The sequence below is a fragment of the Achromobacter sp. DH1f genome (assembly GCF_000633435.1).
Classification (GTDB): Bacteria; Pseudomonadota; Gammaproteobacteria; order Burkholderiales; family Burkholderiaceae_B; genus Achromobacter; species Achromobacter deleyi.
Window position 1 is genome coordinate 167,551 of the sequence record NZ_AYMF01000012.1, and the last position, 22,217, is coordinate 189,767.

The 22,217-nt window shown below is 64.9% G+C and carries 20 protein-coding genes; 7 read left to right on the forward strand and 13 right to left on the reverse strand.

The window, feature by feature from the left end:
• Positions 1–3 precede the first annotated feature (3 nt).
• The 4 genes from U858_RS0113130 (at position 4) to U858_RS0113145 (ending at position 5,898) form a co-directional block, all read left to right on the forward strand.
• Positions 4–2,934, forward strand: a complete 2,931-nt coding sequence (locus tag U858_RS0113130) for a ribonucleoside-diphosphate reductase subunit alpha (RefSeq protein WP_025137612.1) — start codon at positions 4–6, stop codon at positions 2,932–2,934.
• Between the two features lie 21 nt (positions 2,935–2,955).
• Entirely contained in the window at positions 2,956–4,155 is a 1,200-nt protein-coding gene (locus U858_RS0113135) for a ribonucleotide-diphosphate reductase subunit beta (RefSeq protein ID WP_025137613.1), read from the forward strand.
• Positions 4,156–4,496: 341 nt separating this feature from the next.
• Entirely contained in the window at positions 4,497–5,156 is a 660-nt protein-coding gene (locus U858_RS33680; protein WP_025137614.1) for a histone H1-like DNA-binding protein, read from the forward strand.
• A 181-nt stretch (positions 5,157–5,337) separates the two neighbouring features.
• Positions 5,338–5,898 (forward strand): YggT family protein, encoded by a 561-nt coding sequence (locus U858_RS0113145; RefSeq protein WP_025137615.1) that lies wholly within the window; start codon positions 5,338–5,340, stop codon positions 5,896–5,898.
• Between the two features lie 126 nt (positions 5,899–6,024).
• Here the strand turns inward: U858_RS0113145 and U858_RS0113150 are convergent, their stop codons facing one another.
• From U858_RS0113150 to U858_RS0113210, 13 genes are all read right to left on the reverse strand, one after another.
• Positions 6,025–7,473: a D-alanine--poly(phosphoribitol) ligase gene (locus U858_RS0113150; protein WP_025137616.1), complete on the reverse strand. Its 1,449-nt coding sequence runs from the start codon at positions 7,471–7,473 to the stop codon at positions 6,025–6,027.
• A gap of 16 nt (positions 7,474–7,489) precedes the next feature.
• On the reverse strand, positions 7,490–8,617 hold the full coding sequence (locus tag U858_RS0113155) for an MBOAT family O-acyltransferase (protein WP_025137617.1): 1,128 nt from the start codon (positions 8,615–8,617) through the stop codon (positions 7,490–7,492).
• Between the two features lie 7 nt (positions 8,618–8,624).
• Positions 8,625–8,831 carry a hypothetical protein gene (locus U858_RS33685; RefSeq protein ID WP_025137618.1) on the reverse strand — a complete coding sequence of 69 codons (207 nt, stop codon included), beginning with the start codon at positions 8,829–8,831 and terminating at the stop codon, positions 8,625–8,627.
• On the reverse strand, positions 8,828–10,006 hold the full coding sequence (locus tag U858_RS0113165; RefSeq protein ID WP_025137619.1) for a D-alanyl-lipoteichoic acid biosynthesis protein DltD: 1,179 nt from the start codon (positions 10,004–10,006) through the stop codon (positions 8,828–8,830). The genes U858_RS33685 and U858_RS0113165 overlap by 4 nt, the downstream gene beginning before the upstream one ends.
• Positions 9,984–10,223, reverse strand: a complete 240-nt coding sequence (locus U858_RS0113170; RefSeq protein ID WP_025137620.1) for an acyl carrier protein — start codon at positions 10,221–10,223, stop codon at positions 9,984–9,986. The genes U858_RS0113165 and U858_RS0113170 overlap by 23 nt, the downstream gene beginning before the upstream one ends.
• A 410-nt stretch (positions 10,224–10,633) precedes the next feature.
• Positions 10,634–11,137, reverse strand: coding sequence for a glycine zipper 2TM domain-containing protein (locus U858_RS0113175; RefSeq protein ID WP_025137621.1), 504 nt, complete (start codon positions 11,135–11,137; stop codon positions 10,634–10,636).
• A 224-nt stretch (positions 11,138–11,361) separates the two neighbouring features.
• On the reverse strand, positions 11,362–12,303 hold the full coding sequence (locus U858_RS0113180) for a carbohydrate kinase family protein (protein WP_025137622.1): 942 nt from the start codon (positions 12,301–12,303) through the stop codon (positions 11,362–11,364).
• Between the two features lie 12 nt (positions 12,304–12,315).
• Positions 12,316–13,674: a DUF3426 domain-containing protein gene (locus tag U858_RS0113185; protein ID WP_025137623.1), complete on the reverse strand. Its 1,359-nt coding sequence runs from the start codon at positions 13,672–13,674 to the stop codon at positions 12,316–12,318.
• A 24-nt stretch (positions 13,675–13,698) separates the two neighbouring features.
• A complete protein-coding gene (gene prmA, locus U858_RS0113190; RefSeq protein ID WP_025137624.1) occupies positions 13,699–14,625 on the reverse strand; it encodes a 50S ribosomal protein L11 methyltransferase in 927 nt (308 codons plus the stop codon).
• Positions 14,626–14,739: 114 nt separating this feature from the next.
• Positions 14,740–16,086 carry an acetyl-CoA carboxylase biotin carboxylase subunit gene (accC, locus tag U858_RS0113195; protein WP_025137625.1) on the reverse strand — a complete coding sequence of 449 codons (1,347 nt, stop codon included), beginning with the start codon at positions 16,084–16,086 and terminating at the stop codon, positions 14,740–14,742.
• Positions 16,087–16,095: 9 nt separating this feature from the next.
• The gene (accB, locus tag U858_RS0113200) at positions 16,096–16,554 is read right to left on the reverse strand and encodes an acetyl-CoA carboxylase biotin carboxyl carrier protein (RefSeq protein ID WP_025137626.1); all 459 of its coding nucleotides are present in this window, start codon (positions 16,552–16,554) and stop codon (positions 16,096–16,098) included.
• Between the two features lie 88 nt (positions 16,555–16,642).
• On the reverse strand, positions 16,643–17,077 hold the full coding sequence (gene aroQ / locus U858_RS0113205) for a type II 3-dehydroquinate dehydratase (protein WP_025137627.1): 435 nt from the start codon (positions 17,075–17,077) through the stop codon (positions 16,643–16,645).
• Positions 17,078–17,166: 89 nt separating this feature from the next.
• Positions 17,167–17,700, reverse strand: a complete 534-nt coding sequence (locus tag U858_RS0113210) for a TlpA disulfide reductase family protein (protein WP_025137628.1) — start codon at positions 17,698–17,700, stop codon at positions 17,167–17,169.
• A gap of 109 nt (positions 17,701–17,809) precedes the next feature.
• Between U858_RS0113210 and mpl the strand changes: the two genes are divergently transcribed.
• The 3 genes from mpl to U858_RS0113225 all read left to right on the forward strand — a co-directional run bounded on the left by mpl (position 17,810) and on the right by U858_RS0113225 (position 21,804).
• Entirely contained in the window at positions 17,810–19,180 is a 1,371-nt protein-coding gene (mpl, locus tag U858_RS0113215) for a UDP-N-acetylmuramate:L-alanyl-gamma-D-glutamyl-meso-diaminopimelate ligase (RefSeq protein ID WP_025137629.1), read from the forward strand.
• 32 nt (positions 19,181–19,212) lie between these two features.
• Entirely contained in the window at positions 19,213–19,815 is a 603-nt protein-coding gene (locus U858_RS0113220; RefSeq protein ID WP_025137630.1) for a YqiA/YcfP family alpha/beta fold hydrolase, read from the forward strand.
• 72 nt (positions 19,816–19,887) lie between these two features.
• A complete protein-coding gene (locus U858_RS0113225; protein WP_025137631.1) occupies positions 19,888–21,804 on the forward strand; it encodes a ribonuclease catalytic domain-containing protein in 1,917 nt (638 codons plus the stop codon).
• The last annotated feature ends 413 nt before the right edge of the window (positions 21,805–22,217 follow it).

Sequence of the window (22,217 nt, forward strand, 5' to 3'; positions counted from 1 at the left end):
TCCATGCAGACTACGATCGCCTCTGTGACCCGGCCCTCGGCCGTGCCGCCCTCTCAAACCGATTCCCCGGCCGACGCCAATGGCGGGCAATGGGCCAGCTACAACATCATTCGCCGCAATGGCTCGGTGGTCGGGTTCGAACCCAGCAAGATCGCCATCGCCATGACCAAGGCCTTCCTGGCCGTCAACGGCGGCCAGGGCGCAGCCTCGGCCCGCGTGCGCGAACTGGTGGAACAGCTGACGGCCCAGGCCGTCAACGCGCTGGTGCGCAACCGCCCCGGTGGCGGCACCTTCCATATTGAAGACATCCAGGACCAGGTCGAACTGGCCCTGATGCGCTCGGGCCAGCACGACGTTGCCCGCGCCTATGTGCTCTACCGCGAAAAGCGCACCCAGGAACGCGCCGCCGCTGCTGCTGCCGAAGGCCAGCAGAAGGCTGACGCCGCCCCGCAGGAACACGTGCTGAACGTCACGGACGCGGGTGTCCGCCGCCCGCTGGACATCGCCGAACTGCGCGCCACCATCGTCGCCGCGGGCGAGGGCCTGGCCGAATTCATCGATTCGGAAGCCATCCTGAAGGAAACGGTCAAGAACCTGTACGACGGCATCCCCGTCGACGAGGTCTACAAGTCCGCCATCCTGTCGGCGCGCGCGCTGGTCGAAAAAGACCCGGCCTACAGCCAGGTCACCGCACGCCTGCTGCTGCACACGATCCGCAAGGAAGTGCTGGGCGAAGAAGTCTCGCAAGACGGCATGGGCGCTCGCTACGCCGAATACTTCCCCACGTTCATCGCCCGCGGCATCGAAGGCGGCCTGCTGTCGCCCGACCTGGCCAGCTATGACCTGACCAAGCTGGGCAAGGCGCTGAACGCCAAGCGCGACCTGCAATTCGGCTACCTCGGCCTGCAGACCCTGTACGACCGCTACTTCCTGCACATCCGCGGCACCCGCATCGAACTGCCGCAGGTGTTCTTCATGCGCGTGGCCATGGGCCTGGCGCTGCGCGAAACCGACCGCGAAACCCGCGCGATCGAGTTCTACGAGATCCTGTCGTCGTTCGACTTCATGAGCTCGACCCCGACGCTGTTCAACTCGGGCACGCTGCACTCGCAGCTGTCGTCGTGCTACCTGACCACCGTCTCCGACGATCTGGAAGGCATCTACGACGCCATCAAGGAAAACGCGCTGCTGGCCAAGTACGCCGGCGGCCTGGGCAACGACTGGACCCCGGTGCGCGCGCTGCGCAGCCACATCAAGGGCACCAACGGCGAAAGCCAGGGCGTGGTTCCGTTCCTGAAGGTCGTCAACGACACCGCCGTGGCGGTGAACCAGGGCGGCAAGCGCAAGGGCGCGGTCTGCACGTACCTGGAATCGTGGCACCTGGATATCGAAGAATTCCTGGAACTGCGCAAGAACACCGGCGACGAACGCCGCCGCACGCACGACATGAACACGGCGAACTGGATTCCCGACCTGTTCATGAAGCGCGTCATGGAAGGCGGTGAATGGACGCTGTTCTCGCCGTCCGACTGCCCCGACCTGCACGACAAGTACGGCCGCGCATTCGAAGAAGCCTACATCGGCTACGAAGCACGCGTTGCCAGCGGCGAACTGAAGCTGTTCAAGAAGATGCCTGCGCTGAACCTGTGGCGCAAGATGCTGTCGATGCTGTTCGAAACCGGCCACCCGTGGATCACGTTCAAGGATCCGTGCAACATCCGTTCGCCGCAGCAGCACGTCGGCGTGGTCCACAGCTCGAACCTGTGCACCGAGATCACCCTGAACACCAACGAATCCGAAATCGCGGTGTGCAACCTGGGTTCCGTGAACCTGGTCGCCCACATGAAGCCGGCTGCCGGCGGCGGTTTCGAACTCGACCACGACAAGATCAAGCGCACGGTCAGCATCGCCATGCGCATGCTCGACAACGTTATCGACATCAACTACTACGCCGTCGAGAAGGCCCGCAACTCCAATGCGCGCCACCGTCCGGTGGGCATGGGCATCATGGGCTTCCAGGATTGCCTGCAGATGATGCGCGTGCCGTACGCCTCGCAAGACGCCGTTGAATTCGCGGATCGCTCGATGGAAGCGGTGTGCTATCACGCCTACTGGGCCTCGAGCCTGCTGGCTGAAGAGCGCGGTCGCTATCAATCGTACGAAGGCTCGCTGTGGTCGCGTGGCATCTTGCCGCAAGACACGTTGAAGATGCTGCGTGATGAACGCGGTGGTCATGTCGAGGTCGATGAATCGAGCACGCTCGATTGGGATACGTTGCGCGCGCGCATCAAACAACACGGCATGCGCAACTCCAATTGCATCGCAATCGCCCCAACCGCGACTATTTCCAATATCATTGGTGTATCTGCGTGCATCGAACCTACTTTCCAGAACTTGTACGTTAAATCGAATCTCTCCGGCGAGTTCACGGTCGTTAACGATTACCTCGTGCGTGACCTGAAGAAACTCGGTCTCTGGGACGAAGTCATGGTCGCCGACCTCAAGTACTTCGACGGCAGCCTGTCCCGCATCGATCGCGTACCTTCCGAACTCCGCGAACTGTACGCCACCGCGTTCGAAGTCGAACCGAGCTGGCTGGTTGAATGCGCGTCGCGTCGCCAGAAGTGGATCGACCAGGCACAGTCCCTGAACATCTACATGGCTGGCGCATCGGGCAAGAAACTCGACGACACCTACAAGCTGGCTTGGAAGCGTGGCCTGAAGACGACCTACTACCTGCGTACCCTTGGCGCCACCAGCGCCGAGAAGTCCACGGGACGCGGCGGCGAACTGAACGCCGTCACTGCTGGCGGTCAATCCACCGCCGCCCCCGTGTCCGCTGCACCTGTTTTGCCGGAACCCGAAGTTCTCGGGGCGGTTTGCACCATGCGGCCGGGTGACCCCGGCTTCGAAGAGTGCGAAGCCTGCCAATAAACCGCCTCCGGAGAATGAATCATGATTAATTGGGAAGACGACACCCTCGCCACGCAACCTGCACAAGCCCCCGCACCCGCGGCGGGTGGGCAGGCTGCGCCCGAAGTCCGGGCGGCGACCGGCGTGTTCGGCGACACCGCCCTGCCCACGCCCGCCGCGCCTGAACACGCGGCAGGCCTGGCGACCAGCGGCGCCGCCACCTCGCAGCGCGTGAAGGTTGCAGACAAGCGCATCATCAACGGCGAAACCGACGTCAACCAGCTGGTGCCGTTCAAGTACAAGTGGGCTTGGGAAAAGTACCTGGCCACTTGCGCCAACCACTGGATGCCGCAAGAAATCAACATGTCGCGCGACATCGCCCTCTGGAAGAACCCCAACGGGCTCACCGAGGACGAGCGCCGCATCGTCAAGCGCAACCTGGGTTTCTTCGTCACGGCCGACTCGCTGGCCGCGAACAACATCGTGCTGGGCACCTACCGCCACATCACGGCGCCTGAATGCCGCCAGTTCCTGCTGCGCCAGGCCTTCGAAGAAGCCATCCACACGCACGCCTATCAATACATCGTCGAAAGCCTGGACCTGGACGAAGCGGAGATCTTCAACGCTTACAACGAAGTGCCGTCCATCCGCGCCAAGGACGAGTTCCTGATCCCGTTCATCGACGCGATCGCGGACCCCAACTTCAAGACGGGCACGCCCGAAGCCGACCAGACGCTGCTCAAGTCCCTGATCGTCTTCGCTTGCCTGATGGAAGGCCTGTTCTTCTACGTTGGCTTTACGCAGATCCTGGCGCTGGGCCGTCAGAACAAGATGACCGGCGCGGCCGAGCAGTACATGTACATCCTGCGCGATGAATCCATGCACTGCAATTTCGGCATCGACCTGATCAACACCGTCAAACTCGAGAATCCGCACCTCTGGACGCCAGAATTCCGCGAAGAAATACGAGAACTCTTCCGCAAAGCGGTCGAACTCGAATACGCTTACGCCGAAGACACGATGCCGCGCGGCGTGTTGGGCTTGAACGCACCCATGTTCAAATCCTACCTGCGCTTCATCGCCAACCGTCGTTGCCAGCAAATCGGTATCGAACCGCTGTACCCGCAGGAAGAAAATCCCTTCCCGTGGATGGCGGAAATGATCGATCTTAAGAAGGAACGCAACTTTTTTGAAACTCGCGTGATCGAATACCAAACTGGTGGCACGCTGAGCTGGGAGTAACGTAGTTCGCCATCAGGTCCGGCGCGGGCACGCTCAAAGAGCGTCGCGTTCGCGCCAGGCCTGACGGCGATCTCCCAGGTCAGGGTGTTTTCGAACACGTAGAACAAGCGGTAGGCGGTCTGTGATCAGACTGCCCACCGGCGCCATTTGAAATGGCTCGCGCCAAAGGAGCGGGGGCCATATCAAATGGCTGTGCCGAATTCATTAGCGCAAACCGTAGTAGCTGTTGCTCGCACAGAACAGCGGCATGCGCCGATGAATAGCCCGGGCACGGTTCGCCTTGTTGGCGAGTCGGGGCACGGGTTTAAGTTCTGGGACCCCTGAACCTAAGGAGCATGACCATGGCAACAGCCAAGAAAGCCGTAAAGAAAGCGGTGAAGAAGCCCGCCGCCAAGAAGGCAGTAGCGAAGAAGGCCGCTCCGGCCAAGAAAGCCGCTGTCAAGAAGGTAGCAGTCAAGAAAGTCGCCGCCAAGAAACCGGCAGTGAAGAAGGTTGCCGCCAAGAAGCCGGCAGCCAAGAAGGTCGCAAAGAAAGCGGTAGCCAAGAAGGCCGTCGCCAAGAAAGTCGCGGCCAAGAAGCCGGTAGCCAAGAAGGCAGTGGCCAAGAAGGTCGTCGCCAAGAAGGCGGTTGCCAAGAAGGCCGTCGCCAAAAAGGCCGTCGCCAAGAAAGCGGTAGCCAAGAAGGTCGTCGCCAAGAAAGCGGTAGCCAAGAAGGCCGTCGCCAAGAAGGCGGTTGCCAAGAAGGCCCCCGCTGCCAAGAAGGCGGTTGCCAAGAAAGTCGTAGCCAAGAAGGCTCCGGCTGCCAAGAAGCCCGCTGCTGCCAAGCCTGCCGCTGCCAAGCCGGCTGCTGCCAAGAAGCCCGCCGCTGCCAAGAAGCCCGCTGCGAAGAAAGCCGCTCCGAAGAAGCCCGCTACGCCGCCGTCCACGGCTGCTGCGCCGGGCGCGAAGACCGCGCTGAACCCCGCCGCGTCGTGGCCGTTCCCGACGGGTGGCCGTCCGTAATCGGACCGGTCCACATCGGTAGCAGTACCTCAAGCCGCCTGGCCCTGGCCAGGCGGTTTTTTATTGCCCCGAGGGTTCCCCCTTTTGCGCCGTCCGCCCCAGCGATCGCGTCATCCGGACACTACCGTAGCGCCATTGGCGTGAGACAATAAAAGCCGTCTTTATTTGGTAGATAGCGTCCATGCTCGGTGAAATCCTTCGCTTCCTGCTCGAAATCGCATTCACGCTGTTCGGCGCGGCCCTGATCGCCCGCGCCTGGATGCACGCGATACGACTGCACCCCTTCAATCCGCTGGCACGCGTCATCTACCAGGCCACCAACTGGCTGGTGCTGCCGCTGCGCAAGATCATTCCCGCCGGCAACAAGATCGACTGGACCAGCATCGTGGCCGCCTGGCTGGCCGCGCTCGCCTATCTGGTGCTGATCTGGATGGTCGCGCTGGGCGCCCTGCTGCCGGCCGTGCTGCTGCCCAAGTTCCTGCTGGGCGCCGTGTTCATGGCGGCCAAGTGGGCGCTGAACCTGGTCGTGTGGCTGACCCTGATCCAGGCGGTGCTGTCCTGGGTCAACCCGATGGCGCCCATGATGCCGCTGCTGCAGGCCCTGACCGCGCCGCTGCTGGACCCGGTTCGCCGGCTGCTGCCGCGCACCTCGATCGACTTCTCGCCGCTGATGCTCTTGATCGTGGCCCAGATCGTGCTGATGGTGCTGGCCCGCCTGAGCTACAACGTGGTGGGCGTCTGACGCGCACCCGATAGACAGCCGCTGGCAAGGCGCCAGCGGGCACTGACAAAAAAGCCCAGGCATTTTCCGCCTGGGCTTTTTTTTGGATTCGTGCGGGCGGAAGGCTCGCGCCCTGCCCGCTCGTCATCACGCCGGAATCGCGGCGTAGATGTCGATCAGCTTCTTGCGGTCGATCTTGTGGTTGTTCGACATCGGCAGCGCCGGGCAGGCCACCAGCTCGGACGGCACCATGTAGGGCGGCAGGCGCTGGGCCAGCCGGTCTTTCCAGCCCGACAGCGCGTCCGGCTGCAGAAAGCGCGCATCGGCCTCGCCCGTTGCGCCGCCCGCCACGAAGCCGATCAGGCGCACTGCCGTGCCATCCGGACGGCGCAAGACCGCGCAGGCGCCGCCTTCCACGCCCGGCAAGCCATGCAGCGCTTCGTCGATCTCGGCCAGCTCGATGCGGTAGCCATTCAGCTTGATCTGGTCGTCCATGCGGCCGCGGCAGAACAGCAGCCCGTCGGCCTCCATCTGGCCCAGATCGCCCGTGCGGAATCCGCGGCGGCCATCTTCGGCCACGAACAGCTTGGCCTCGTTCAGGTCCGGGCGGTTCAGGTACCCGCGCATGACGTGGTCGCCCACGATGCAGATCTCGCCGTCCTGCACCCGCAGTTCGCAATCGGGCTTGGCGTAGCCCACCGGCAGCGGATCATGCGCCGCCAGCACGGCGTCGGTGATGTCGATCCAGGTGGTGGCCACGGTGGCTTCGGTCGGGCCGTAGGTGTTCAGGATCACGGCGTCCGGGAAGCGCTGGCGCAGCTTCTTGGCCAGCGCCGCGGGCAAGGGCTCGCCGCAGAACAGGAAGGTGCGCAGCGTGGGCAAGGTGGCCGGCGAGAAATCGCGGTTGGCCAGCTGCTGGTGCGCAAACGACGGCGTCGACACCCATACCGTGATGCCATTGGCCGCCAGCCGCGGCATCCAGGTGGCCGCCGCGCCGATCTGTTCGCGCGAACTCAGCACGCAGGTGCCACCGGCGGCCAGCGTGGCGAACACTTCGTACATCGACAGGTCGAAGCTGAACGGCGCCTGGTTCATGAACACCGGCGCATCGCCCAGGCCGAAGCTGCCCAGCATCCAGTCGCCCAGCAGGCCGACGCTTTCGCGGCCGATCTGCACGCCCTTGGGGTCGCCCGTGCTGCCGGACGTGAACATGACGTAGGCCAGGCCGCGCTCGGCCAGTTCGGCGCCGTCACCCGGTTCGAAGCCCTGGGCCGCGGCGTCGTAGACGGCGGCGGCGCGCACGATCTCGACGATGCGGCGCAGGCGTTCGGGCGGGTAGATGGTGTCGACCGGCACGAACGGCGCGCCGATCAGCAAGGCCCCCACCATGGCGACGAAGAACGAGGCCTCTTTGTGGCCGTAGATGGCCACGGGCACATCGGGGGCCGCGCCGTGTTCGCGGGCCTGGTCGGCCCAGGCCACGGCTTCGTCGCGCAACTGCGCCCAGGTCAGGCTGCGGTCGGCCGCGACCACCGCCAGCGCGTCGGGCGCGCGGGCAGAGTCAACGAACTGGAAGGTCTTCAGGTCGAAACGCATGCCGAAACTCCGGGCATCAGATGGGGCTGCGGCCGCTGAACACGTACAGCGCCAGGGCAGCGAGAATCAGGGTGAGAACGCGCCCGAGAAAGCGCATGACGGGACGCGCCAGCGTGGCCTGCAGCGCCGGCCGCGTGCGGGCGGCATTGATCAGCAGGTTATGGCCCACCGAATACGCCCCGAACATCAGGCCGCTGACGATGTAGTGCACCGACAGCCCGTTCCAGACGCCCATGGCCAGCAGCGTGGCGAAGATGCCGATGTTCTGCGCCGCCATGCGGTGGCGCGCGAAGAACGGCGTCTTGCTCAGCGCCTTGTAGATCGGCATGAACACCACGTCGCGCAGCCACTCGGACAGGCTGATGTGCCAACGGCGCCAGAAGTCCTGCGGATTGAGCGTGGCCAGCGGGTTGCGGAAGTTGATCGGCAGCGTGAAGCCGAACAGCATGCCGATACCGATGGCCATGGTGGAATAGCCGGCGAAATCGAAGAACAGGTAGGCGCTGTAGAGCGAGGCGTTGAGCGCCACGCCGGTGAACGAATAATCGTGCGCATCCAGCGTCGCCAGGCCGTAGCGCCAGATCAGTTCGGCCAGGCCGAATTTCTGGATCACGCCCAGCATGATCAATTCCAGGCCGGTCAGCCAGGTATTGAGGTTCACGCCTTCATAGCCGCGTTTCAGGTCGGCCTGGAAACTGCGCCACCGATACATCGGCCCGGCCAGCAGCGTCAGCGGGAAGAACAGGTAGATGAAATAGTCGAGCGGCGAGATGCGCTCGTTGCGCTGGGCAAACAGCAGCACGTCGATGGCGCGGAAGGTGGCGAACGACAGCCCCAGCATGGCGCCCAGGTGCGAGACCCCGGTCTTGACCAGCAGCAGCGGCGTCATGGTGATGATGACGGCCAGCCAGGTGGGGATGTAGTTGCGCCGTACGGCCCACAACGCCGTGCCCGAAATGGCCAGCAGCGCCAGCGGCTGGTAGGGGCGCGCCCAGAACACCGCCATCCAGACGCCCAGGCAGATCACGCCGATGACGTGGCGATAGCCGATGCGCAGCGGCATGCCGAAGGAACGGTAGGCCAAAAGACCCAGCCCGCCGCACAGGGCGCCGCCGAAAAAGCTCAAGCTTGCGAACAATTCCATGCTGCGGTCAGAACTGTTGGTATTGGAATTCGACCTTGATAGGTCCGCCGCTACCCGTGGTGGGCTGCGCTTGCAGCACGAACACCAGGATCACCCCGATATACAGGCACAGGTGCCAGAAGAAACGCCGGCCCCATGCCATGCCCGACTTGCGGGCGCCTTGATCCTGGGCGCCGTCGCCGGCAGCCGGATCGGCTTTACGAAAGAGTTTCATCGGGAAAAGTACTCCGCAATGCCTTGGTCCGCCATCGCCCAACCGAGCTCGGCCAAATGCATGTCATCACGCACCATGCCGGGTTCGAAGGGAATGCTGTACAGGTCCAGGCAACCCATCTGGTAGCGCGTGCACATGCCGGTAATGGCGGCCACCACCGGGTCGAAGCGTTCGACGTCGAGGATGAGCTTGGGGTTGAACGGCTGGATCACGAAGTAGGCCTTGACCTTGCGCTTTTGCAGCAAGGCCATGACGCGCGACAGGTCGCCCAGCTCGGTGCGGGTGATCGGGTCGACGTTGGCGAATTCGTTGCGGGCCGGTGAATACAGCGACGCCAGATACTGCTTGTAGTAGTCGTCGCGCACGTCGTAGGGATTGTTGCTGCCCAGTTCGTGCTCGACCTCGCGCGCCTCATGCGTCAGGCGCGACCACTGCCCGGCATTCAGCCGTGCCGACGATGGCCACGACACGAAACGGTGCGCCGGGACCGACAGCTTGCTGCGCGGACGGTCGGGCGCGGGTTCCTTGCGCGTGTTCCACCATAGCGACAGTTTGTCTTTCAGCTCGGAGACCTGGCCATTGGCGATCAGCCACAGCAAGCCCCAATTGGCGTTGTCGGTGATCCAGTTCTGCATCTGCTCGCGCGTGCTGGGTTTTTCCCAGAGGCGGTCCCAGACCGGGCCGGTCACGTGTTCGGCAAACGCGCTGCGCGGCAGCTGCCCGCCCGAGGCGAACCAGGCCGGCGACACCATGATCACCAGCCGCGTGTTCGGCGTGAGCGAATCCGCCACCGATTCCAGCACGCTGACGATGCCGTAAGACTGGAACATGGCGTGGCCATAGGCCAGCGTCGGCACCTTGAGCTCTTCGGGGAAGAAGCGGTAAGGCACGAAACGCAGGTCGTGGCTGGACAATTCGGACGACCCCAGCACGACCAGCGTGCCGTCGCTGAGCGCATTGCCCAGCCGGGTCAGGTTGACGTGCTGCGTGCCCCAATCCGGCCCCAGATTGGGCAGATAGTTGCTTTTGTCCGACGCCACCGTCGATACCGGGTGGACGATGCGGCTCAGCAGGTCATCCGCGCCGCAGTAGGCTCCGTACGCCAGGGCCACCGCCGTGGTGGCGGCCGCAACGTGGGACAGCAGGCGGGTATTACGAAAGATTGGCAGCGACATAGCCGGCGAGCGTGCGGACCGACTGCAGATGCTCTGCGATCTCGGGAGCCGGAATGCTGCAGCCGTACTCCGCCTCGACCGCCAGCGTGATGTCCACGGCGGCGAGCGAGTCGACCAGGCCGGTGGCAATCAGTTGAGTGTCGGGAGTGACTTTCTTCAGGACGATCGACTCGACGATCTCGCCGATCTTGGTGTGGAGTTCTTGCTCGGTATGCATAAATAAGTGCGGCGTTACGCGTTGCCTCGTCGGCAAAATATTCCCCGCCCCGAGATATAGGACGGCGAGTATACAAAAAAACGGTTGAAAATCGACTGACTTCTACCGCCACTTGGACCGACCTGCCGACGCACTTGGTTACATGAAAATTGCGCGTCGAGATCGCTCACGGGTGCAATCATGGCACTTCAAACGTTGAATCGCCATGAAACTTACAGACCAATTCGCTATAAAAGGCTCGTAAACGTTACGCCTGCGGGTAAATACCGGGTGCTGCGTTGCAGCGGAGCGACAGATTCTTACCTTCCTGACCAGGGGCTAAATCCGCCCCCGATGGCCTCACACGCCGTCGAGACGAAAAAAAGCCCGCTTGCGCGGGCTTTTTTGCTGCCAGGGCCATGCCAACAGGCTTACATCGGCGTGACGCGGGTCGGGCCGGCGCCGCTGATGACCTGGACGCGCTGGCCGACGCTGATCGGCACATCGGCTTCCTGGGCCACGACGCGGGTTTCGCCGTTATCCAGACGCACCGTGATTTCGTAGCCGGAATTCTTGCCCACGCGGTTTTCCACTGCATTGCCTGCCAGGGCGCCCAGGATGGCGCCGCCGACGGTGGCGATGGTACGGCCCGTGCCGCCGCCGACCGCGTTGCCAGCCACGCCACCCAGCGCACCGCCGGCAAGCATGCCGACACCGCTGGACTTGTCGTTCTGGATGACGATCGGACGCACGCCCGTAACCGTGCCCGTGCGGACGATCTGCTCGCGCTGGGCCTGATCATAGCTATAGACGCCGCTGGAGGCGCTGGGATTGGCGCAACCGCCCAAGACAGCCATCGAGGTTACGACAGCAGCCACGGCCAGCCACCGGCCAGTACGCGGCGTCAACAGGGAAAGGGTTTTGCTTTGGTTCATTTGGACTCCTCGTTCGGGCACTGCCGACGAACTGATCATACTCCGCCCACATAGGGCGAAAGCCTAACGTGCAACACACTGAAACGCTCCGCCACGGGCGGAAAAGCCACTTGCGAAACCGGCCGCGGCGGAAAAAAGCCGCGGCGGCCGGGTGAATCGACGGCTATTCGACCGTGCTGGCGCGCTCAGGTTCCCGAAGGTCCCCGGGCCCGCTCAAACGGCGTTCAGACCGGCAGGTGAATGCCGTAGGTGGCATGCAGCACGGCGTCGATTTCGGCGCGCGACGGCGCGTGGTTCTGCGGACCGCGCGAGGCGATCTTGATGGCGCCCATGACGTTGCCCAGGCGGCAGCTGTCTTCCCAGCTCCAGCCGCTGGTCAAGCCGTAGAGCAGGCCGCCGCGCTGCGCATCGCCGCAACCGGTGGGGTCGACCACCTGGGTAGCGCGCACCGGCGCGATCTGGATGGTCTTGCCTTCGGTCAGCAGCGTGGCGCCTTCGGCGCCGCGCGTGACGACGACAGCCTGCAGCTTGGTGGCGATGTCGGCCATGCTGCGGCCGGTGCGCTGCTCGACCACGCCGGCTTCGTAGTCGTTGACGGTCAGCGCCTGCGCCAGGCCCAGCATGCGTTCCAGGTCGGCGCCATCGAACAGCGGCATGGCCTGGCCCAGGTCGAAAATGAACGGAATGCCGCGCTTATGCAGGCGCTCGGCATGGGCGAACATGCCTTCCTTGGCGTCCGGGGCTACGATGCCCCAGGCCGCGTCGGCGTCGCTCAGGTCGTTGGTGGCCGAGAACGACATGGCGCCCGGGTGGAAGGCGGTGATCTGGTTGTCGTCCAGGTCGGTGGTGATGAAGCATTGGGCGGTGAAGGTGTCCTTCACGACCTTGACGCGGCTGACGTCGATGCCCAGGCCCGTCAGGCGTTCCAGGTATTCACCGGCGTCTTCGCCCACGGTGGCCACCGGCACCGGCTTGCCGCCCAGCAGATTCATGTTGTAGGCGATGTTGCCCGAGCAACCGCCGTATTCCTTGCGCATGCTGGGCACCAGGAACGAGACGCTCAGGGATTGGATGCGGTCGGCCAGGATGTGCTCTTTGAAGCGGCCTTCGAACACCGCGATGGTGTCGAACGCCATCGAACCGCAGACCAGAACGGGGGTCGCCATGAATGTCATCCTTTACGGAAAGAATTTGTCGAGTTGGTAGCCGTTGACTTGAACACCGGTCACTTCAATCGGCACGGAAATCTTGAGTTCGCCTGCTGGGCCGAAGGGGCCCTGCAACTGTTCGGGCGTCAGGTAGTTCTCGGGCATGAGCACGCGGCGCACCACCACCGTGTCCGACAGGTCGGTCAGGTCCAGCACCAGCGCGGGCCAATGCTGCGGCTTGTCGTAGCGATTGCGCAGCACCAGGTTCAGGACGAGCCGCGTGCGGCCGTCGTCGATGGCAGCGGCGCCCGTGGGCGGCTGCAGCGACGACGATGAAATGGCGATGCGTTCGAGGCGCCGGGCGTAACCGACCGTGCAGCCCATGGGCTTGCAGGCGGCTTCGAGCGCCGGCCGCAGCACGGGTACGGAATTGGCGATGTCGACGCGGTACACGTACAGCAGTTGCAGGCCCAGCAAGATCAGGCCGACCAGGCAGGCGTAGCCCCAGACCTTGCGCATGAGGCCGCGACGTTCCTGCCGGTCCTGGTCGAGAAATTCGGGCGGCGCGCGGCCGACGTCGGTAGCGCTGGAGTAGCGGGTGCGCGCGTCGCCCAGGATCGGCTCGCGGGAGTCGGCATCCGGATCGTCTTGCGCGTCGAGGTCGGCGTCGATGGCGTGGCCATCGTGAGAATCATGACGCGGGTCGTCGTGCGGGTCGTCGTACGGGTCATCTCGCAGGTCATCGCGCACCACGAAAACCGGCTCGGCGGGCGTCGGACTGCGCGGGGCATTCCACGGCGCGGCGGGCGGATGGTCGCGAACCGCCACGATGGGTTCGTCGCGCCAGGGCGGCGCAGCCGGCTCCTGCCTGCGCGGCGCGGGCGCCTCGTCGTACCGGTCCAGGTCTTCGTTTTCGTCTTCGTCGTCATCGCCCTCTTCTGCCAGGACGGCGTCGGGTTCGATGCGGCGGCGGATATCATCGCGGCCGCGCAGCACCGCGGGCGGCACGGCAGGCGGCACGGCAGGCGGCGGCAGGGGTTCGGTGGACGGCCGCTGCACCACGGGCGCCTCGTCGGCGCGTGCCAGGGGTGGCGGCGCGACGGGGGTCGCCAATACAGGCGCGGCGACCGCGTTGGCCGAGAACGGCGCCGGTGCCGACGGCACCGCCATGGCGGGCACGGTCACCGAGGGCGTGGCCCCCGCAGGCTGAGGCGGCGCGACGGCAGACACATCCGCTGGCGCCGCGCCCGATTCGGGCAACAGGCAGGCGCGGCCATCGAACACCGTGGCGCAGGCGCCGCAACGGACCAGGCCGTTACGGACGCGCAGTTGGTCGGGCACGACCTTGAATGACGTGCCGCATTGCGGGCAGCGGGTGGTCAGGGCCATGGTGCGATCCTGCGCCAACCCAGCTCAGGCCTTCTGGCCGTGCAGGCAGACCCAGCCGTCGCGGGCGCGCCAGACCGACATGGCGATCCAGGGCGCGTAGGCGGCGGCCACTTCCTCAGCCTGGCGTTCCAGCACGCCGGACAGCACCAGATGGCCGCCCGCGGCGACGCGGCCGGCCAGCATCGGCGCCAGCACCTTGAGCGGGTTGGACAGGATGTTGGCCACGACCACCTGGAAGGTGCCGTCGGCCAGGCCGTCGGGCAGCATGGCCTGTAATTGGACGTGATTGACGTCGGCGTTGAAGACCGTGCTTTGCACGGCCTGCGCGTCGATGTCGACCGCCTGCGTGGGGCCGGCGCCGAGCTTGCGCGCGGCGATGGCCAGGATGCCCGAACCGCAGCCGTAATCCAGCACGGTCGCGCCGCGCGGCAGTTCGGCTTCCAGCCAGGCCAGGCACAGGTGCGTGGTGGGATGGCTGCCGGTGCCGAAGGCCAGGCCCGGATCAAGTTCGATATGGATGGCGCCGTCGTCGGCAGCAGGCGTTTGCAGCCCCGGCACATCCGGGCTGTCACGGTGCCAGCTGGGCACGATCCAGAGGCGCTCGGCGATGTGGATCGGGCCGAATTGCGATTGCGTCAGGCGCACCCAGTCGGCGTCCGGCACGTCGCGCAGGCTCCAGCCGGCGAACAGCGCCGGATCCAGTTCGCCCGCGGCGGCGGCTTCTTCCATGATCTGCGCGGGATCGGCTCCGTCGGGCAGCAGGGCCACGACGCGGTTGCGCTCCCAGGCCTGCACGTCGGGCTCGGTGCCCGGCTCGCCGAACAGGGGCCGCTCGTCGTCGGTGCCCAGGTCGGCATCTTCGACGGACACCGACAGCACGCCGGCTTCGAGCAGCGCGTCGGACAGGGCCTCGGCTTGCGCCTCCTGGCAGTGGAGCACGAGTTCACGCATGATGATTCTTCCATCTGGCCAACGGGCCGCGGCAAAAGCCGCGGCCCGGTCAGCCGGTTAAGGCAACGCCTTGTTCAAGGCGGTAAAAAAGGGGCGCGAGGCCCCTTCTGCTGGTCAGGGACGCTGCGCCAGCTTGTTTTCCAGATAGTGGATGCTGGTGCCGCCTTCGACGAAGCGGGCATCCTGCAGCAGCTCGCGGTGCAGCGGGATGTTGGTGGAAATGCCTTCCACCACCATTTCCGACAGCGCCGTGCGCATGCGGGCCAGCGCCTGGTCGCGCGTATCGCCGTAGGTAATGACCTTGGCAATCATCGAATCATAGTTCGGCGGCACGAAATAGCCGTTGAACGCGTGCGAATCGATGCGCACGCCCGGACCGCCCGGGGTGTGCCAGTTGGTGATGCGACCGGGGCTGGGCACGAAGCGGAACGGATCTTCGGCGTTGATGCGGCATTCGATCGCATGGCCCTTGAAGACGATATCGCGCTGGCGCAACGTGAACTTCTCGCCCGCGGCGATCAGGATCTGCTGCTGCACCAGGTCGATGCCGGTGATCAGTTCGGTGACCGGGTGTTCGACCTGGATGCGGGTGTTCATTTCGATGAAATAGAACTCGCCGTTTTCATACAGGAATTCGAACGTGCCGGCGCCGCGGTAGCCCATCTTGCGGCAGGCGTCGGCACAGCGGTCGCCGATGCGCTCGATCAGGCGGCGGGCGATGCCCGGGGCCGGCGCTTCTTCGATGACCTTCTGGTGGCGGCGCTGCATGGAGCAATCGCGTTCGCCCAGCCACACGGCGTTGCGTCCGCCGTCGGCCAGCACCTGGATTTCCACATGGCGCGGGTTCTCGAGGAACTTCTCCATATAGACTTCGGGGTTGTTGAACGCGGCGCCCGCTTCCGAACGCGTCATGGTGACGGCGTTCAGCAGCGCGGCCTCGGTGTACACCACGCGCATGCCGCGGCCACCGCCGCCGCCAGCGGCCTTGATGATGACCGGGTAGCCCACTTCGCGCGCGGTGCGGATGATTTCCTGCGGATCGTCGGGCAACGCGCCCTCGGAACCCGGCACCACCGGCACGCCGGCTTCGATCATGGCGCGCTTGGCGCTGACCTTGTCGCCCATCAGGCGAATGGTGTCGGGGCGCGGGCCGATGAACACGAAGCCGCTCTTTTCGACGCGATCGGCAAAGTCGGCATTTTCGGACAAGAACCCGTAACCCGGGTGAATGGCCTCGGAATCCGTGACTTCAGCCGCCGAAATGATGGCGGGCATGTTCAGGTAGCTGTCGCGCGACGGCGCAGGCCCGATGCACACGGATTCATCGGCCAGGCGCACGTACTTGGCTTCGCGGTCGGCCTCGGAGTGCACCACCACGGTTTTGATGCCCAGCTCGCGGCAAGCGCGCTGAATGCGCAGGGCGATTTCGCCCCGATTGGCGATCAGGATTTTTTCGAACATTTTCAGCTATCAGCCAATGACGAACAGGGGTTGACCGTACTCGACGGGCTCGCCGTTTTCGACCAGGATTTCTTTGATGACGCCGGACTTGTCGGCTTCGATTTCATTGAGCAGCTTCATGGCTTCAATGATGCAGAGGGGGTCGCCTTCCTTGACGGTGGAACCCACGTCGATGAAGGGCGCGGCGCCCGGGTTCGGCGAGCGGTAGAACGTGCCGACCATGGGGGCCTTGACCACGTGGCCCTGGATCACCGGAGCGGCTTCGGCAGCCGGGGCAGCGGCGGCCGGGGCGGCGGCAGCCACCGGCGCGGCGTGCACGCCGGCTTCGGGCTGGTGGTAGGCCACCGGCTGCAAGGTCTGCGAGAACTTGACGATGCGAACCTTGCCTTCGCCTTCGGTGATTTCCAGCTCGGCGATACCCGATTCAGCCACCAGGTCGATCAGGGTTTTGAGTTTTCGGAGGTCCATAGAAGCTGCTTCCCGAGATAGTGTCGGCCACGTCCCGGTGTTCGGGTTCGCGCCATATAAGATGTAAAAGCGGTGAGTTGGTGCGAGATCAGTGCCGCACTGCGTAACGCAGCGCCGCTTCGTAGCCGTCCGCGCCCAGGCCACTGATAAGGCCTACTGCCAAGTCGGACAGATATGAGTGATGCCTGAAGGGCTCTCGCTTATACAGGTTGGACAAATGTACTTCAATAAATGGGATCGCGACCCCAGCCAGCGCATCGCGGATCGCGACGCTGGTGTGCGTATATGCCGCCGCGTTGATGATGATGAAGTCCGTGCCGTCTTGCCGGGCCGCCTGGATGCGGTCAACCAGCGCACCTTCGTGATTGCCTTGCCACGCCGTCAGCGTGGCGCCCAATTCGCCCGCCAGCAACTCAAGCCCCTCGTTGATCTGGGACAGCGTGAGGCTGCCGTAGATATGAGGTTCCCGGGTGCCTAGCAGGTTCAGATTCGGGCCATGCAATACCAGTATGTTTTGCGCCATGCGCTTGCCAATGAGTGGATTGCCAATTGTTGGCAAAACAGCCGATAAACCAGCTTTTTACGCCAATTCCTATTATTTGTCCAACAGACTTACGCCTTGAGGCCGGATAGCGTTTGATTCAGGTCGTCGGGCTGGATTTCACCCAGTATTTTCCGGTTAATGCTGCCATCTGCATTGAAAACGATGGTAAATGGCAGGCCGCCGCTGGGATTACCCAGTTTACGCAGGGTATCGATGGCACCGGCCCCGATGACCCACAGCGGATAGGAAACCTGTACTTTCTCGACAAATTTTTGCATGTTGGCGGCGGAATCGACGCCGATGCCGACAAAGCGGATTTGTGGATATTTTTTCTGCAAGGCGTCGAGTTCGGGCATTTCCTTGACGCACGGGGCGCACCAGGTTGCCCAGAAATTGACCACGATGGGCTGGCCCTTCCAGGCGGCCAGCGAATGGGTCGCGCCGTTCAGGTCGGGCAGTTGCAGCTGCATCAGCCCGGCGACGGGATCGTCGGCGGCGGGTGCCGGAGCGGGCTGGGGCTTGTTGCGGCCCAGAAGCGTGTAGCCGCCCGCGACCGTGGCGGCTATGGCCACGCCGGCGGAAAGGAGTAGGCGTCGATTCATGGCGCGATCATAACCGTTGCGGCCGGTTTGCGCCGCAACCCCGCCGGGCGACCCGGCGCGCCGATACGGCCGCTGCCTATATATACAATGCAGGGCAGGAGAGTTTTCAATGCACCTGCACATTCTTGGCATCTGCGGTACGTTCATGGGCGGCCTGGCGTTGATCGCGCGCGCCGCCGGCCACAAGGTCACCGGTTGCGACGCGGGCGTCTACCCGCCGATGAGCACCCAGCTGTCCGAACAGGGAATCGAGCTGATCGAGGGCTTCGGCCCCGAACAGATGGCGCTCAAGCCCGACCTGTACGTGATCGGCAACGTGGTCAGCCGCGGCAATCCGCTGATGGAAGCCATTCTGGAGTCCGGCGCCCGCTATGTGTCCGGTCCGCAATGGCTGGGCGACAACATCCTGCCCGGCGCGCACGTGCTGGCGGTAGCCGGCACCCATGGCAAGACCACCACCAGCTCGATGCTGGCCTGGATCCTGGAAGCCGCGGGCATGACGCCCAACTTCCTGATCGGCGGCGTGGCCCCCGACCTGCAGGTATCGGCCCGCTACGACCCGGCGCGCCGCCCCTTCGTGATCGAGGCGGACGAATACGACACCGCGTTCTTCGACAAGCGGTCCAAGTTCGTGCATTACCGCCCCCGCACGGCCATCCTGAACAACCTGGAATACGATCACGCCGACATCTTCCCGGATCTGGCGGCCATCGAAACCCAATTCCATCACCTCGTACGCACGATTCCGGCGTCGGGCCGCATTCTGCGCCCGGCCCATTCCGATGCGCTGGATCGCGTGATTGCGCGCGGATGCTGGTCGGAAACCGTCACGTTCGGCCCCGATGGCGCCTGGCAGGCCGGCCCCCCCGATGCCGATGGCGCCTTCGAGGTGCTGCGGGGCGGCGCGCCCTTGGGCACCGTGCGCTGGGCGCTGACCGGCGAGCACAATCGCATGAACGCGCTGGCGGCGCTGGCGGCAGCCGAGCATATCGGCGTGCCGCCCGCCCAAGGCATCGAGGCGCTGGGCCGCTTTGGCGGGGTCAAGCGCCGCATGGAACTGCGTGGCACGGTCAACGGCGTCAAGGTCTACGACGATTTCGCGCACCACCCGACCGCCATCGCCACCACCCTGGAAGGCCTGCGCCGCCAGGTGGGATCGGCCCGCATCCTGGCGGTGCTGGAACCGCGTTCCAACACCATGAAGCTGGGCGCCATGGCGGCACGCCTGCCCGAATCGCTGGCCGACGCCGACCTGGTGTTCTGCTTTGGCGCCCGCGCCGGCAAGCATGCCCTGGGCTGGAACCCGGCCGAGGTGCTGGCGCCCCTGGGCGAGCGCGCTTCCAGTTACGATGACATCGACGCCCTGGTGGCGGCCGTGGCGCAAGCCGCCCGGCCCGGCGACCAGGTGCTGGTCATGAGCAACGGCGGGTTCGGCGGCATCCACGGCAAGCTGCTCGCCGCCCTGGAGCCGCGCGGCTGAGGCCCCGCCTACCGGCTACAGAAAGGCACCCCATGATTCTCTATCTGCACGGTTTCCGTTCGTCGCCGACCTCGTTCAAGGCCCGCATGATGGCCGACGCCATGGCCGAACGCGGCTTGGCAGCGGACTGGGCCTGCCCGCAAGTGCCGGCCAGCCCGCGCGAAGCCGCCGAGCTGGCGCTGGGCATCGCCCGCCGCCAATTGGCCCAGGCGGCCGATCCCCTGGCGCTGACCGTGGTGGGCTCGTCGCTGGGCGGGTTCTACGCCACCTGGCTGGCCGAACAGCTGGGCTGCAAGGCCGTGCTGCTGAACCCCGCCGTCGAGGCGGCGCGCGACCTGGCCACCCAGGTGGGTGAGCACCGCATGTATCATTCCGACGCGCCGTTCGTGTTCCTGCCCGCCTATGTCGACGAACTGGCCGCCCTGCACGTGCCCCGCGTCACCCGGCCGGACCGCTACTTCCTGGTGGCGGCCACGGGCGACGAGGTGCTGGATTGGCAGGAAATGCGCGATCGCTACGCGGGCTGCCGCCAGCGTATCGTGCAAGGCAGCGACCACGGCTTGTCCGACTTTGCCACCTGGCTGCCCGAGGTGCTTGATTTCGCCCTTGGCCCCCAGCCGGATGGCCCCAGATAGTCCCCAGTACTCAACACTCTATATATAGCTGCGCAAGGCGGCGCGTGCGCGCCGCCCAGGATGACCCTCACCATGTATGTGTTTTACGAAGACGACGGCAGCTTCAAGGCCGGCCATATCCTGTCTGAAACCGACGCCAGCCTGCAGGTGGAATCGGAATCGGGCAAGCGCAGCAAGATCAAGCGCGCCAACACGCTGTTCAACTTCGCCGCGCCCGAACCGGCGGCGCTGATGAGCCAGGCGGCCGCGACCGCCGACACCCTGGACCTGCAATTCCTGTGGGAATGCGCGCCGCAGGAAGAGTTCGACACGCCGACGCTGGCGGCGGACTATTTCGGTCACGCCCCCACCCCGGTCGAGCAGGCCGCATTGCTGATGCGCCTGCACGGCGCGCCGGCCTATTTCCACCGCCGCGGCAAGGGCCGCTACCGCCCTGCCCCGCCCGACATCCTGGCCGCCGCGCTGGCCGCGCTGGACAAGAAACAGCGCCAGGCCGAGCAGCAGCAGGAATGGGTCGACGACATGGCCGCGGGCCGCCTGCCCGAGCCGATCGCCCAGGCCGCCGAGTCGCTGCTGATCCGCCCGGACAAGAATTCGCAGCAATGGAAGGCGCTGGACGCCGCCTGCGCCAAGCTGGGCAAGAGCCCGGACCGCCTGCTGCTGGAACTGGGCGCGTGGCCGCACGCGCTGGCGCTGCACAAGCGCCGCTTCCTGGCGGTGAATTTCCCGCGCGGACTGGCCTTCCCCGACCTGGAACTGCCGCCGATCGACCGCGACCTGCCGCTGTCCGACGCCGAGATCTATTCGGTGGACGACGTGACCACGACGGAAATCGACGACGCGCTGTCGGTGTCGACGCTGCCGGACGGCAATCTGCGGGTGGGCGTGCACGTGGCGGCCCCCGGCCTGTCGGTGACCCGCGACAGCGAGTTCGACAAGCTGGCGCGCGCGCGCCTGTCGACGGTGTACATGCCGGGCGACAAGATCCCGATGCAGCCGGATAACGTGATCCGCGCGTTCTCGCTGGACGCGGGCCGCGAGGTGCCGGTGCTGTCGCTGTACGTGACGGCCAACCCGGAAACGGGCGAGGTGATTGAGTCCGAGACGCGTCTGGAACGCGTGGTGGTGCGCGAGAACCTGCGCCACAACATGCTGGACACGCAAGTCACGGAAGAAAGCCTGTCCGATCCGGCGGCGGACCTGCCGTACGGCCACTGGCTGCGCCCGCTGTGGAAGCTGGCGCAGGCGCTGTCGGCGCAACGCGAAAACGTGCGTGGCAAGCCGGAAAACAATTCACGGGTGGAGTACAGCTTCTACCTGGACGGCAATCCGGACGACCCGGACACGCCGGTACGCCTGGTGCCGCGCCAGCGCAATGCGCCGCTGGACCGGATGGTGGCCGAATACATGATCCTGGCGAACAATCTGTGGGGCGGCCTGCTGAACCAGCACGGCGTTCCGGGAATCTACCGTTCGCAGCAGGCCGGCCGGGTGCGCATGAGCACGCAGGCGCTGCCGCACGAAGCGATCGGGGTCCCCCAATACGCATGGAGCACGTCGCCGCTGCGCCGCTATGTGGACCTGGTGAACCAATGGCAGCTGATTGCCGCGGTGGAGCACGGGGTATCGGCCCGCCTGGTGGCCCCATTCAAGCCACGCGACGCAGACCTGTTCGCGATCATCGGCGCGTTCGACGCGCAGTATGCGGCGTGGGCGGAGTTCCAGAGCGCGATGGAGCGTTACTGGTGCCTGCGCTGGCTGAAGCAGAACCACATTACGCGGACGGTGGCGCATGTGCTGCGCGAGGATTTGATCCGGTTTGCGAATTGTCCGTTGGTGACTCGGATTGGCGGGATGCCTGAGTTGGAGCGGGGGACGGCTGTGGAGGTTGAGATTCTGGGGATGGATGAGTTGTCTTTGGAACTCGATTGCCGGTATGTGGGGGAGGTCAGTATTTCTGCTTCTTCTGCTGAGGGTTCGGGTAGCTGATTGTTTCTTCGCGTCTTCTTCGTAGGTCGCCCCTGGCGGGGGTGGCTTGCGGAGTGGGCGCCCACGATTGCGGTCCGGAGCCTTCGCTCCGGACTTCCCCCTCGTCATCTTCGTCCGGGCCTACGGCCCCTCCTTCAGATTCCCTCGGGCGCATCGAGGTTGCCCACTCCGCAAGCCACCCCCGCCAGGGGCTACGTTCATCTTGGTTTGAAGCGCTGTTAGACCCGTGGTCAGGGAAGAGTCGGCTGCTGCCCGCCGATGACGGCCGCGCGGGCGGCCGCCAGCGGCTTACGCGGTGTCTTGGTTTGCTTGATGACGCTTGCGCGCTTTTCGTCAGTTGCTTACTAGGTGTCCTCCTCATTTTGGGGTGGGCGGTGATGGGCGGCGCGATGACGGATGGTTTGCGTTTGAAG

Bases quoted from the DNA above. Each gene is read 5' to 3' on its own strand.
- U858_RS0113130 (WP_025137612.1), top strand. From the start codon at position 4: ATGCAGACTACGATCGCCTCTGTGACCCGGCCCTCGGCCGTGCCGCCC.
- U858_RS0113135 (WP_025137613.1), top strand. From the start codon at position 2,956: ATGATTAATTGGGAAGACGACACCCTCGCCACGCAACCTGCACAAGCC.
- U858_RS33680 (WP_025137614.1), top strand. From the start codon at position 4,497: ATGGCAACAGCCAAGAAAGCCGTAAAGAAAGCGGTGAAGAAGCCCGCC.
- U858_RS0113145 (WP_025137615.1), top strand. From the start codon at position 5,338: ATGCTCGGTGAAATCCTTCGCTTCCTGCTCGAAATCGCATTCACGCTG.
- U858_RS0113150 (WP_025137616.1), bottom strand. From the start codon at position 7,473: ATGCGTTTCGACCTGAAGACCTTCCAGTTCGTTGACTCTGCCCGCGCG.
- U858_RS0113155 (WP_025137617.1), bottom strand. From the start codon at position 8,617: ATGGAATTGTTCGCAAGCTTGAGCTTTTTCGGCGGCGCCCTGTGCGGC.
- U858_RS33685 (WP_025137618.1), bottom strand. From the start codon at position 8,831: ATGAAACTCTTTCGTAAAGCCGATCCGGCTGCCGGCGACGGCGCCCAG.
- U858_RS0113165 (WP_025137619.1), bottom strand. From the start codon at position 10,006: ATGTCGCTGCCAATCTTTCGTAATACCCGCCTGCTGTCCCACGTTGCG.
- U858_RS0113170 (WP_025137620.1), bottom strand. From the start codon at position 10,223: ATGCATACCGAGCAAGAACTCCACACCAAGATCGGCGAGATCGTCGAG.
- U858_RS0113175 (WP_025137621.1), bottom strand. From the start codon at position 11,137: ATGAACCAAAGCAAAACCCTTTCCCTGTTGACGCCGCGTACTGGCCGG.
- U858_RS0113180 (WP_025137622.1), bottom strand. From the start codon at position 12,303: ATGGCGACCCCCGTTCTGGTCTGCGGTTCGATGGCGTTCGACACCATC.
- U858_RS0113185 (WP_025137623.1), bottom strand. From the start codon at position 13,674: ATGGCCCTGACCACCCGCTGCCCGCAATGCGGCACGTCATTCAAGGTC.
- prmA (WP_025137624.1), bottom strand. From the start codon at position 14,625: ATGCGTGAACTCGTGCTCCACTGCCAGGAGGCGCAAGCCGAGGCCCTG.
- accC (WP_025137625.1), bottom strand. From the start codon at position 16,086: ATGTTCGAAAAAATCCTGATCGCCAATCGGGGCGAAATCGCCCTGCGC.
- accB (WP_025137626.1), bottom strand. From the start codon at position 16,554: ATGGACCTCCGAAAACTCAAAACCCTGATCGACCTGGTGGCTGAATCG.
- aroQ (WP_025137627.1), bottom strand. From the start codon at position 17,077: ATGGCGCAAAACATACTGGTATTGCATGGCCCGAATCTGAACCTGCTA.
- U858_RS0113210 (WP_025137628.1), bottom strand. From the start codon at position 17,700: ATGAATCGACGCCTACTCCTTTCCGCCGGCGTGGCCATAGCCGCCACG.
- mpl (WP_025137629.1), top strand. From the start codon at position 17,810: ATGCACCTGCACATTCTTGGCATCTGCGGTACGTTCATGGGCGGCCTG.
- U858_RS0113220 (WP_025137630.1), top strand. From the start codon at position 19,213: ATGATTCTCTATCTGCACGGTTTCCGTTCGTCGCCGACCTCGTTCAAG.
- U858_RS0113225 (WP_025137631.1), top strand. From the start codon at position 19,888: ATGTATGTGTTTTACGAAGACGACGGCAGCTTCAAGGCCGGCCATATC.